Here is an 11,706-nt window from a genome sequence, read left to right as displayed (position 1 = left end):
CCGTTGTGCACGGGGCCCGCGACGGCTGCGGGCCGAGATTCCCAACCGAGGAGCCACATGTCCCCCTTGCTCGACGTCAGTGACGAGGTTCGCGCCGAGATCGGCGACAAGGAAGCGGAACGGCTGCTCGCGGGCGAGAACGCCCCGGGCACCTATGACTGCACCTCCTGCCGCACCCAGGGCGACACCGGCCAGGAGCGCACCTCCACCGTGCTCTTCGTCGGCGGCGAGACCGCGGTGCTCGCCTTCGCGCACGCGGCCTGCATCCCCTCCCAGGTGGTGACGGTCTCCGAGGAGCAGCTGCGCGGCGCGGTGGCCTCCATCACCGGCCAGTCGACCGTCGCCGAGGGCCAGGCGCCCGGCGCGCCCTCGCCTGCCGAGCTGGAGGAGAGCAGCGGCCAGGTGGTGCTCGGGGTGACCTGCGGGCAGATCCTGATCGGTGAGGACCTCTACCCGGCGCTGGTGGTGGAGCCCTCCGGCCCGGTGGCCCGCCCCGGCTCGGACGGTCCGGGCGACGACTTCCTGCCGCTGCTCATCGAGGCCGGCTTCCTGCCGGTCACCGATGTGTCCGCCGCCCCCGCCCAGGTGCCCGGCTGGTCGGTGCTGCTGGCCATGGGGCAGCTGCACTCGGTGCTCCAGGCCGATGCCGCCACCGGGCAGACCGCCGCCTGGTGGCAGGCGCACCAGCCGCTCGCGGTGACCGAGGGCTGGCGCACCAGCGCCAACCAGAAGCAGATGGTGCTGGTGTACGCGGCGCCGGCCGGCTCCATCGGCCAGCAGCCGCGCGAGGACCTGCTGCGCGAGGCGCTGGAGAAGGCGGCGGCCGGCGGACTCCTGGTGGCCGCCGCGATGCCGCTGGCGGGCACCTGAGCCGTCCCGCTTCCGAAGCGATCAGGTATCCGGGGCCGGCGCCCCGCATCCGCCGCCCCGGATGATCGTTGACCGGACGTGCACCCTTACGAATCCACCCGACCCCAGCATTCCCCCACCCACGCCGCGATCCCCGGCCAGCTCGGCTCCCCCGCCCGCCGGGGACCGTACGATCAGGGCCGGCCGGCCTCGGAGACGCCGATCTTCGACTCGCTCTACGACGAGTACCGGCGGCTGTTCCGGGCGCTGCCCGGGGACCGCACGGGCGAGGAGGAGCTGCGGTTCGAGGGGTTCGGCACCATCCACGGCACCGGCACCAGCGGCGGGGCGGCGAGCTGGCGGTACTACGGGCGGGCCGAGCAGGGGCACCTCCCCGGTGCGTACTACCACGGGGAGGTGTCCGTGCCCGGCCGGAACTTCCCGGCCGCGCTGCCCCCGGCGCGGCGCGACGCGGGCGGCTGACCGGGAGCGCGCCGGGCCGCCCGGCGTGCGGCGGCGGGGCCGGCGCGCCGGCGGCTACTTCTTCACCCGGCCGCGCTTCTCCCGCACCCGCACCGACACCTTGATCGGGGTGCCCTCGAAGCCGAACTCCTCGCGCAGCCGCCGCTCGATGAACCGCCGGTAGCCGGCCTCCAGGAAGCCCGAGGCGAACAGCACGAACCGCGGCGGCTTGGTGCCCGCCTGGGTGCCGAACAGAATCCGCGGCTGCTTGCCGCCGCGCACCGGGTGCGGATGGGAGGCCACCAGCTCGCCCAGGAAGGCGTTCAGCTTCCCGGTGGGCACCCGGGTGCTCCAGGACTCCAGCGAGGTCTCGATCGCCGGCACCAGCTTCTCCATGTGGCGGCCGGTCTGAGCGGAGATGTTCACCCGGGGGGCCCACTGCACCTGGACGAGATCGCGTTCGATCTCCCGCTCCAGATAGAAGCGGCGCTCCTCGTCCAGCAGATCCCACTTGTTGTACGCGATCACCAGCGCCCGGCCCGCCTCCACCGCCATGGTGATGATGCGGGTGTCCTGGACGCTGATCGGCTCGGTGACATCGATCAGGACGACCGCCGCCTCGGCCTTCTCCAGGGCGGCGGCGGTGCGCAGCGAGGCGTAGTAGTCGGCGCCGTCCTGGAAGTGGACCCGGCGCCGGATGCCGGCCGTGTCCACGAAGCGCCAGACCTTGCCGCCGAGGTCGATCAGCTCGTCCACCGGGTCCCGGGTGGTGCCTGCGGTGGCGTCGACGACGACCCGGTCCTCCTTGGCCACCTTGTTCAGCAGCGAGGACTTGCCGACGTTCGGCCGGCCGATCAGGGCGATACGGCGCGGCCCGCCGGGTGCGTTGCCGAAGGTCTGGGCGGGCGCCTCGGGCATGGCTTCCAGCACCGCGTCCAGCATGTCGCCGGTGCCCCGGCCGTGCAGCGCGGAGACCGGGTACGGCTCGCCGAGGCCCAGTGACCACAGATAGGCGGCGTCCGCCTCGCCCGAAGGGCCGTCGACCTTGTTGGCGCACAGCACCACCGGCTTGCCGGCCTTGCGCAGCAGCCGTACGACCGCCTCGTCGGTGTCGGTGGCGCCGACCGCCGCGTCCACCACGAAGACGACCGCGTCGGCGGCCTCGATGGCGTACTCGGCCTGGGCGGCGACGGAGGCGTCGATGCCGAGGACGTCCTGCTCCCAGCCGCCGGTGTCCACCACCTTGAAGCGGCGGCCGGTCCACTCGGCCTCGTAGGTGACGCGGTCCCGGGTCACACCGGGGCGGTCCTCCACGACGGCCTCACGGCGGCCGATGATCCGGTTCACCAGGGTCGACTTGCCGACGTTCGGCCGGCCGACGACGGCCAGCACCGGCAGCGGCCCGGCGTTCGCCGCCGCCAGCTCGCTCTCGATCTCCTCGGCGTCGAAGCCCTCCTGCGCGGCCAGCTCCATGAACTCCGCGTACTCGGCATCGCCCAGCGCGCCGTGCCCGCCCGCGTCGCCGGGCTCGATCTGGTCGTTCATGGGTGTGGTCCTCAATGCGAAGAGACGGAAAAACGGAAGGTGTCGCAGGGGCGGGGTGAGGCGGCACGCCCGGCCGGGGGCCGGGGGCTCCTCCTCCAGTGTCGCTCAGCGGCCGGTGAGCCGCCGCGCCTTTTCCAGATGGCCGGTCAGCCCGTCCCGCAGCCGCTCGGTGGCGGTGTCCAGCGCCGCCCTGGTCCGCCGGCCGCCCTCGCCCACCGTGAACGGGTCGCCGAAGACCACGTCGATCCGGCCGCGGATCGGCGGCATCCCGGGTATCACCGCACTGCGCCGCTCGTTGCTGCCCAGCACCGCCACCGGCACCACCGGGGCGCCCGAGCGCACCGCGAAGTACGCCAGGCCCGACCGCAGCGCGGCGAAGTCGCCCTCGCCCCGGCTGCCCTCGGGGAAGATACCGAGCACCCCGCCGCCCTTGAGCACGTCCAGGGCGGTGCCGATCGCGGTGCGGTCGGTGGTGGTGCGGTCCACCTCGATCTGGCCGATGCGGCGCAGGAACGGGTCGAGCGGCCCGATGAACGCTTCCTTCTTGATCAGGAAGTGCACCGGACGGGGCGCCACCCCCATCACGACGGGGCCGTCGACGTTGTGCGTGTGGTTGACGGCGATGATCGCCGGGCCGGTCGCCGGCACCCGCCAGGCGCCCAGCACCCGGGGCCGGAACAGCCCGTAGATCAGGCCGACACCGATCCGCCGGCCGACCTCGGCGCCGCGCTCGGCGGGTGCGACGGGGATGCGGGAGACGGTCACGACCTCGGCTGCTTCCGGCCCGCGTCCTCGACCACGCCGATCACCCAGGAGATGACCTGCTCCAGGGTCAGCTCGGTGGTGTCCAGCTCGGTGGCGTCGTCCGCCTTGGCCAGCGGGGAGGTCGTGCGGCCGGAGTCGGCCGCGTCCCGCTTGATCAGCGCCTCGCGGGTGGCGGCCAGGTCGGGCGCGCCCGGCGCGGTGCCCCGCAGTTCGCCGCTGCGCCGGGCGGCGCGGGCCTCCGGGTCGGCGGTCAGGAAGATCTTGACGTCGGCGCCGGGGAGCACGGTGGTGCCGATGTCCCGGCCCTCCACCACGATCCCGGCCGGGGCGCCGGCCGCGATGCCGCGCTGGAGCTCGGTGATCCGGGTGCGGACGGCGGGGACCGCGCTCACCGCGCTGACCGCGCCGGTCACCTCGGCGGTGCGGATCGGGCCGGCCACATCCGTACCGTCCACCGTGATGGTGGGGGCCAGCGGGTCGGTGCCGGAGACGATCTCCGGCTTGCCGGCCACCGCGGCGACGGCGGCCGGGTCGTTCACGTCGACGCCGTTGCTGAGCATCCACCAGGTGATGGCGCGGTACTGCGCCCCGGTGTCGAGGTAGCCCATGCCCAGCCGCGCGGCCACCGCCTTGGAGGTGCTGGACTTACCCGTACCGGAGGGTCCGTCGATGGCGACGATGACGGGATGTGCGGACACGTGGCTGCGCACCTTTCTCAGCGGCGGGCGGGGAGAGCGGGCGCGCTTCCTGGATCAGGCAGCGGATGGCCCCGGCCAAGGGTACCGGCACCCCGTGCCCCTCCCGCGCCCCGCCCGGGCTTCCCGCACAGGTGTACGGGGGTGGGTCACTGCCGTATCGACCAGCCGCGCTCGCGCAGCCAGGCGATCAGCCGGGGAGCGGCCAGCGGGTCGACCATCAGCTGCGCCAGGCCCGCCTGCTGACCGGTGGCGTGTTCGATCCGGACGTCCTCGATGTTGACGCCCGCCGCGCCCGCGTCCGCGAAGATCCGGGCCAGCTCGCCCGGCCGGTCGGTGATCGGCACCCCGACCGTCTCGTACACGACGGGCGCCGTGCCGTGCTTGCCCGGCACCCGCTCCTGGCCGGCGTTGCCGCGCCGCAGCAGCGACTCGATGCCGGCCAGGCCGTCGGCGCGCCGCTCCGGGTCGCCGGAGTCCAGGGCGCGCAGCGACCGTACGGTCTCCTCCAGGTCCGCGGCGAGCGCGGCCAGCACATCGGCGACCGGGCCCGGGTTGGCGGACAGGATGTCCAGCCACATCTGCGGGGTGGAGGCGGCGATCCGGGTGACGTCGCGCAGGCCCTGCCCGGAGAGCCGGACGGCCGATTCGTCGGCGTCCCGGAGCCGGGCGGCCAGCAGGCTGGAGACCAGCTGCGGGGTGTGCGAGACGAGGGCGACCGCCCGGTCGTGGGCGTCCGCCTCCATCACCACCGGGACGGCGCGGCACAGCGCGACCAGTTCCAGCACCAGGTTCAGCACCTCGGTGCGGGTCTCGGGGGTCGGGGTGAGCACCCAGGGCCGGCCCTCGAACAGGTCGGCGGTGGCCGCCAGCGGCCCCGAGCGCTCCTTGCCGGACATCGGGTGGGTGCCCAGGTACCGGGAGGGGTCGCCGCCGAGCCCGGCCAGCTCGCGACGCGGCACCCCCTTGACGCTGCCGACGTCGATGCAGCCGTCCGCCACCCCGCGCCGCTGGACCTCGGCCACCGCCTTCGCGATGTGCGCGGGGGGCACGGCGATCACGGCCAGCTCCACCCGCCCGGTCACCGGCTCCTCGGTGCCGGCCCCCAGCGCGGCGGCGGTCCGCGCCTGGTCCGGGTCCCGGTCCTCCAGGTGCACCCGGACGCCGCGGGCGCTGAGGGCGAGGGCGACGGAGGTACCGATCAGACCGGTGCCGATGACCAGGGCGGTGCGCATCCGACCAGCGTAATGGGGTCAGCGGACGGTCACAGACCGACCTCCCGCATCAGCTGGCCCACCTCCGTGTTGGTGAGCCGGCGCAGCCAGCCGGACTTCTGCGAGCCCAGAGCCAGCGGGCCGAAGTGGGTACGGACCAGCTTGTCCACGGGGAAACCGGCCTCCGCGAGCATCCGGCGCACGATGTGCTTGCGGCCCTCGTGCAGGCTCACCTCGACGAGGTAGTTGTTCCCGGTGTTCTCCACGACCTTGAAGTGGTCGGCGCGGGCGTACCCGTCCTCCAGCTTGATGCCGTCCTTGAGCCGCTTGCCCAGGTCGCGCGGGATGGGCCCGCGGATGGCGGCGAGGTAGCTCTTCTTGACGCCGTAGCGGGGGTGGGTCAGCCGGTGCGCCAGCTCGCCGTGGTTGGTGAGCAGGATCAGGCCCTCGGTCTCGGTGTCCAGGCGCCCGACGTGGAAGAGCCGGGTCTCCCGGTTCTGCACGTAGTCGCCCAGGCACTGGCGGCCCTCGGGGTCCTCCATGGAGGCCACGACGCCGGCCGGCTTGTTGAGCGCGAAGAACAGGTACGACTGAGAGGCGATGGTCAGCCCGTCGACCTTGATCTCGTCCTTGTCCGGGTCGACCCGGCGGCCCTGTTCGGTGACGATCCTGCCGTTGACCTCCACCCTGGCCTGGTCGATCAGCTCCTCACAGGCGCGGCGGGAACCGAGCCCGGCGCGCGCCAGCACCTTCTGCAGCCGCTCGCCCTCGGGCTCCCCGTGGGTCTTGGGCAGCTTGGGCGCCTGCTTGCTGTGCCGGGCGCGGTTGCGCTCCTCGATCTGGGCGTCGTACTCGCGGGACCGGGCGGGCGCCGCCCGCTTGCGGGCCGGCTTGCCCGGGGCGCCGGGCCCGCCCTGCTTGCCGTACCTGCGTTCTTCGGGACGGGGGGGTTTGCCCGTCCGCTTCTGCTTGTCGTCGCGGCCGTTGCCCGCGCCCCGGTGGTTCCGGTTGCTGTTGTTGCCGCTGCTTCGCATCAATGATCCGTAGGAGTCTCGCCGCTGTCGTCTGCATCGAACGACGGCACTCCTTCCCGGCTCTCGCCCTCGACCTGATCGGCCTCGGGCAGAAACGGAGCCAGCTGCGGGAGCTCGTCCAGGCCGGTGAGGCCCAGCCGCTCCAGGAAGTAGTGAGTCGTCCCGTACAGGATCGCACTAGTTTCGGGTTCGGTGCCCGCCTCCTGGATCAGCCCGCGCTGGAGCAGGGTGCGCATGACCCCGTCGCAGTTCACGCCGCGGACCGCCGAGACCCGGGATCGGCTGACCGGCTGCCGGTAGGCGACCACGGCCAGGGTCTCCAGCGCGGCCTGGGTGAGCCGGGCCTGCTGCCCGTCCAGCACGAAGTTCTCCACGGCCTCCGCGTACCGGGCGCGGGTGTAGTAGCGCCAGCCGCCGGCGACGTGGCGCAGCTCGAAGCCGCGGTCCTGGACGGTGTACTCGTCGGCCAGTTCGCGCAGCGCGTCGCCGATCTCCCGGCGGGGCCGGTCCAGGACCTTGGCCAGTGTCTCCTCGGTGACCGGCTCGTCGACGACCATGAGCACGGCCTCCAGGGACGGCTTGAGCGCGGGGGCGGGCGCGGGGCCCGGGTCCGGGTCACTCATCGGATGCCTCCTGATCGAACTCGTCGGTCACCAGCGGATCTCCCGCTTCCTGTGCCGTGCCGCTCCAGCGCACCAGCAGCGGCCCGAGCGCCTCGGGCTGGTCGAGCTGGACGGCGCGCTCCCGGTAGAGCTCCAGCAGGGCGAGGAAGCGGGCCACGACGGTGAGGGTGTCGGGGGCGTCGGCGGTCAGCTCGGCGAAGCTGGCCGCTCCGGCGGCGCGCAGCCGCTCGACGACCACCCCGGCCTGCTCCCGGACGCTGACCAGCGGGGCGTGGATGTGGTCGACGTACACCTGGGGCACCGGCTTGGGCTGCATGGCCTTGACGGCGAGCGCGGCGAACCCCTCGGGGCCGACGCTGATCATCACCTCGGGGAGCAGCTGGGCGTGGTGCGGTTCCAGACCGACGGTCCTGGGGTGGCGGCGGGCCTCGGCGCCGAGCCGTTCGGCGAAGATCTCGGCGACGCGCTTGTACGCGCGGTACTGGAGCAGCCGGGCGAAGAGCAGGTCGCGGGCCTCCAGCAGCGCCAGGTCGCCTTCGTCCTCGACCTCGGCGGCGGGCAGCAGCCGGGCGGCCTTGAGGTCGAGGAGGGTGGCGGCGACGACCAGGAATTCGGTGGTCTGGTCGAGGTCGCCGTCCGGGCCCATGGCCCGCAGATGGGCGAGGAACTCGTCGGTGACGCGGGCGAGCGCGATCTCGGTGACGTCGAGTCTGTGCCGGGAGATCAGCTGGAGCAGCAGATCGAAGGGGCCTTCGAAGTTGTCGAGCCGGAGCCGGAACCGGCCCTCGCCGGGGGCGGGGGTATCGGCCTGCGCCGCGTCGGGGGCTTCCCGCGGTCCTGCGTCCTGCGGTACGGGCTCCGCCGTGCCGCCGCGGTCAGCGCCGGGCCCGGGCGCGCTCGCGGCGTCGCCCGGTGCCGTCCGTACGGTGCCGGTGGACGCGGTGCCGGTGGATGCGGTGCCGTCGCCCGCCGTGCCGTCGGCCAACGGCTCGCCGTCCGCCGCCGGTTCCGGCCGGGCCGGGCCGCCCGCGTCCTCGTCCGGGGCCGGGTGCTCACCGGGCCGCAGCCGCTCGGTCTCGTCCGGCCCGGACGCCGCTTTGGCCTCCGGTGCGGGCGAAGTGCCCGGGTTTGGGCCGTCGTTCGGCTGCGCCGCGGGTGTTTCCCCGGTGCCGGACGCGCGCAGCGCTGCCGCACCGGGGCCCAGAGGACGGCGGCGTGGCGGGGTGGACGGGTCGGCCGGGGACATCGCGGGGCACATTACCCCTCGGTGCTGACAATTGGGACGTGCCGCGTCGGCGACACCCCCGGCGCTCCGGTCTAGGACCTGTCTGACAAATCCCGCCTGGCCCGCGTCGCCTGGCACGGCACCTCGCTGCGTTGTCGAGTCGCCCGAGTAGCCCACTACGAGGGCGCCCCTCCGCCTTGCGATGCACCGCACCAGACGACGCGGGCCTGACCGGCGCTATGTGTCAGACAGGCCCTAACGGCCGCGCAGCCGCCGTACCAGGATGCTGGCGTCGCCCCGGGATTCCAGATCGGCCAGGACCACGGCGACCGCCTCCCGGACGATCCGGCCCCGGTCCACCGCCAGTCCGTGCTCGCCGCGCAGCACCAGGCGCGCGTGTTCGAGGTCCATCAGTTCCTCGGCGGAGACGTAGACCGTGATCTTCTCGTCGTGCCGTTCGCGCCCGCTGGGCCGGCGCGCCGCGCGGCCTTTGCGCGGCTGCGGCTGGCCGGCCGCCGGTGCGGCGGCCCCCGCGCCCGCCGCGCCCGCGGATCCGGCCGGGGGCTGCTGCGGCGGGGAGCGCCGTTTGCCCTGCCCCGGCACCGCCGCCGGGGCGCCGCTGTCGCCTCCCCCGCCGCCCGGCGCCGTGGGCGCCGGGTTCTCGGCGGGGGGCTGTGCTGGTTCGTTCGGGTTGGAGGGCTGGACGGCCGCCGACCCCCCGGTGGTGCGGAACAGTTCGTCGGCTGCCGGGAGACTCACTCGGCGTGGCACCGGGCGAGCACCTCCCTGGCGAGCTGGCGGTAGGCGGCGGCGCCCACCGAGTTGGAGGCGTAGGTGGTGATGGGCTCACCGGCGACCGTGGTCTCCGGGAAGCGGACGGTGCGTCCGATCACGGTGTGGTACACGCTGTCGTCGAACGCCTCCACGACGCGCGCCAGCACCTCGCGGCTGTGCACGGTGCGGGAGTCGTACATGGTGGCGAGAATGCCGTCCAGGCTCAGCGCGGGGTTGAGCCGCTCCTGCACCTTCTCGATCGTCTCGGTCAGCAGCGCGACGCCGCGCAGCGCGAAGAACTCGCACTCCAGCGGCACGATCACCTTGTGCGCGGCGGTGAGCGCGTTCACGGTGAGCAGGCCGAGCGAGGGCTGGCAGTCGATGACGATGAAGTCGTAGTCGGGCAGCAGCGGTTGCAGGGCGCGGCTGAGGGTCGACTCGCGCGCCACCTCGCTCACCAGCTGCACCTCGGCCGCCGACAGGTCGATGTTGCTCGGCAGCAGGTCCATGCCGGCCACGGCGGTCTTCAGCAGGACCTCGTCCGCGGCCATGCCGCGTTCCATCAGCAGGTTGTAGATGGTGAGGTCCAGTTCCATGGGGTTGACCCCCAGGCCGACCGAGAGGGCGCCCTGCGGGTCGAAGTCGACCAGCAGGACGCGGCGGCCGTATTCGGCCAGCGCCGCACCCAGGTTGATGGCGGAGGTCGTTTTGCCGACGCCGCCCTTCTGGTTGCACATGGCGATGATCTTGGCCGGCCCGCGCTCGGTGAGCGGGCCGGGGATCGGGAAGTACGGCAGCGGGCGCCCGGTGGGGCCGATGCGCTCGCGGCGCTGTCGGGCCGCGTCGGGCGCGATGGTCGCCGCGTATTCGGGGTCGGGTTCGTATTCCGCGTCCGGGTCGTAGAACTGACCGTCGGCCAGCTCTTCGTCATCGGGGATACGGTCGGCGTCTTTCACGTCGTGGCCGTCCGTGCTCTGAGGCGCTGTCATGGTTGCGTGGCTTTGGTGAGTTGCGAAGGTACGGACAGCGATGGAGCCGCTGCCCGCATGCCCTCCCCGGGGAGTAATTGTCGACTCATTCACAAGTCGTCCTACCTCCATGGGGATCAGGAAACTTCTGGACAGAGTCAGCGTTGCACCATGCCGACGATTGGCGACTCTATGGCGTGTCGGCGGTCAGCGGCAACACAATCCGCCGGACCGGTACCGATGTGTCGGGCTTCGCACACCCCCTTGTCAAGGGTGCGCGAGCCGTCCCGAGGTCCGTTCCCGCCGCGCCCACTTGGTTGAAAGGGGCACCGGCGGCAGCCGGCGCCGTCCTGTCAGCCGATGTGTCGACAAGAGGATGTGATCTTCCCGATGTTGACGCCTCCGGTTGACGGATCGATCGGATCAGGCCAGAACTTCGCCCAGTTCGGTGTGCGGCAGTCCGTGGGCCTCGGCGACGGGACCGTAGACGACCTGTCCCTCATGGATGTTGAGGCCCAGGGCCAGCGCGGGGTCGCGGCGCAGGGCGTCCGCCCAGCCCCGTCCGGCCAGCTCCACGATATACGGGAGAGTGGCACTCGTCAGGGCATATGTGGAGGTGTGGGGCACCGCGCCGGGCATGTTGGCCACGCAGTAGAAGACCGAATCGTGTACCCGGAAGGTCGGTTCGGCGTGGGTGGTGGGCCGCGAGTCGGCGAAGCAGCCGCCCTGGTCGATCGCGATGTCGACAAGGACACTTCCCGGGCGCATCCGGGCCACCAGCTCGTTGCTGACCAGTTTCGGTGCCCGGGCTCCGGGAACGAGCACCGCCCCGATCACCAGATCGGCGCCGAGGACGGCCCGCTCCAGCTCGAAGGCGTTGGAGACCACGGTCTTCACCCGGGTGCCGAAGATCCGGTCCGCCTCGCGCAGTTTGGTCACGTCCCGGTCCAGCAGCGTCACATGGAAGCCGAGCCCGACCGCGATCTGGGTGGCGTGCCAGCCGGAGACCCCGCCGCCGATCACCACCGCCTCGCCGGGCGCGGTGCCCGGGACGCCACCGGGCAGCACCCCGCGCCCGCCGGCCGAGCGCATCAGATGGTAGGCGCCGACCTGGGGCGCGATCCGGCCCGCCACCTCCGACATCGGAGCCAGCAGCGGCAGCGCCCGTCCGGCGGTCTCCACCGTCTCGTACGCGATGGCCGTGGTACCGGAGTCGAGCAGCGCCCGGGTGCACTCCCGGGAGGCGGCCAGATGGAGATAGGTGAACAGCACCTGCCCCTTGCGCATGCGGGAGTACTCCTCGGCCACCGGCTCCTTGACCTTGAGCACCAGCTCCGCCTCGGCCCACACCTCGTCCGCGCCGGGCGCGATGACGGCGCCGGCCGCCGTGTACTCCTCGTCGGTGATCGCCGAGCCGAGCCCGGCGCCGCGCTCGACGGCGACCCGGTGGCCTGCGGTGACCAGTTCGTGCACGCCCGCCGGCGTGATGGCGACCCGGAACTCGTTGTTCTTGACCTCGCGGGGAATCCCGACCTTCACGTGGATCACGGTC

Annotated in this window: 12 protein-coding genes; 2 read left to right on the top strand and 10 right to left on the bottom strand. The window is 73.0% G+C overall.

The features are described from left to right. Window positions 1-57 precede the first annotated feature (57 nt). Together BM385_RS04425 and BM385_RS27620 are read left to right on the top strand one after the other, a co-directional pair. Window positions 58-870, top strand: a complete 813-nt coding sequence (locus BM385_RS04425) for a DUF8842 C-terminal domain-containing protein (RefSeq protein WP_019434619.1) — start codon at window positions 58-60, stop codon at window positions 868-870. Between the two features lie 78 nt (window positions 871-948). After that, complete coding sequence (locus tag BM385_RS27620; protein WP_019434620.1) at window positions 949-1,332, top strand: hypothetical protein; 384 nt, start codon at window positions 949-951, stop codon at window positions 1,330-1,332. 54 nt (window positions 1,333-1,386) lie between these two features. On the opposite strand, the gene der is transcribed toward BM385_RS27620, so the two are convergent. From der to ald, 10 genes are all read right to left on the bottom strand, one after another. Next, window positions 1,387-2,856, bottom strand: a complete 1,470-nt coding sequence (gene der / locus BM385_RS04415; RefSeq protein WP_019434621.1) for a ribosome biogenesis GTPase Der — start codon at window positions 2,854-2,856, stop codon at window positions 1,387-1,389. Between the two features lie 105 nt (window positions 2,857-2,961). Further along, a complete protein-coding gene (locus BM385_RS04410; protein ID WP_093842252.1) occupies window positions 2,962-3,621 on the bottom strand; it encodes a lysophospholipid acyltransferase family protein in 660 nt (219 codons plus the stop codon). Next, the gene (cmk, locus tag BM385_RS04405) at window positions 3,618-4,319 is read right to left on the bottom strand and encodes a (d)CMP kinase (RefSeq protein ID WP_254791434.1); all 702 of its coding nucleotides are present in this window, start codon (window positions 4,317-4,319) and stop codon (window positions 3,618-3,620) included. Before cmk ends, BM385_RS04410 begins: the two co-directional genes overlap by 4 nt. Before the next feature lie 146 nt (window positions 4,320-4,465). Beyond that, window positions 4,466-5,551: a prephenate dehydrogenase gene (locus BM385_RS04400; protein ID WP_019434624.1), complete on the bottom strand. Its 1,086-nt coding sequence runs from the start codon at window positions 5,549-5,551 to the stop codon at window positions 4,466-4,468. Window positions 5,552-5,580: 29 nt separating this feature from the next. Continuing rightward, entirely contained in the window at window positions 5,581-6,564 is a 984-nt protein-coding gene (locus tag BM385_RS04395) for a pseudouridine synthase (RefSeq protein ID WP_093842250.1), read from the bottom strand. Beyond that, window positions 6,564-7,187: an SMC-Scp complex subunit ScpB gene (gene scpB, locus BM385_RS04390; protein ID WP_093842249.1), complete on the bottom strand. Its 624-nt coding sequence runs from the start codon at window positions 7,185-7,187 to the stop codon at window positions 6,564-6,566. The genes BM385_RS04395 and scpB overlap by 1 nt, the downstream gene beginning before the upstream one ends. Beyond that, complete coding sequence (locus BM385_RS04385; protein ID WP_093842248.1) at window positions 7,180-8,433, bottom strand: segregation and condensation protein A; 1,254 nt, start codon at window positions 8,431-8,433, stop codon at window positions 7,180-7,182. The genes scpB and BM385_RS04385 overlap by 8 nt, the downstream gene beginning before the upstream one ends. Before the next feature lie 234 nt (window positions 8,434-8,667). Continuing rightward, window positions 8,668-9,171: a hypothetical protein gene (locus BM385_RS04380; protein ID WP_380980094.1), complete on the bottom strand. Its 504-nt coding sequence runs from the start codon at window positions 9,169-9,171 to the stop codon at window positions 8,668-8,670. Then, window positions 9,168-10,268 (bottom strand): ParA family protein, encoded by a 1,101-nt coding sequence (locus BM385_RS04375; RefSeq protein ID WP_078576194.1) that lies wholly within the window; start codon window positions 10,266-10,268, stop codon window positions 9,168-9,170. Before BM385_RS04375 ends, BM385_RS04380 begins: the two co-directional genes overlap by 4 nt. A 309-nt stretch (window positions 10,269-10,577) precedes the next feature. Beyond that, the gene (gene ald / locus BM385_RS04370) at window positions 10,578-11,693 is read right to left on the bottom strand and encodes an alanine dehydrogenase (protein ID WP_093842566.1); all 1,116 of its coding nucleotides are present in this window, start codon (window positions 11,691-11,693) and stop codon (window positions 10,578-10,580) included. Window positions 11,694-11,706 lie beyond the last annotated feature (13 nt).

It is taken from the genome of Streptomyces harbinensis, from assembly GCF_900116145.1.
GTDB classification, from domain to species: domain Bacteria; phylum Actinomycetota; class Actinomycetes; order Streptomycetales; family Streptomycetaceae; genus Streptomyces; species Streptomyces carpaticus.
This window is presented reverse-complemented; position numbering and strand designations above follow the sequence as displayed.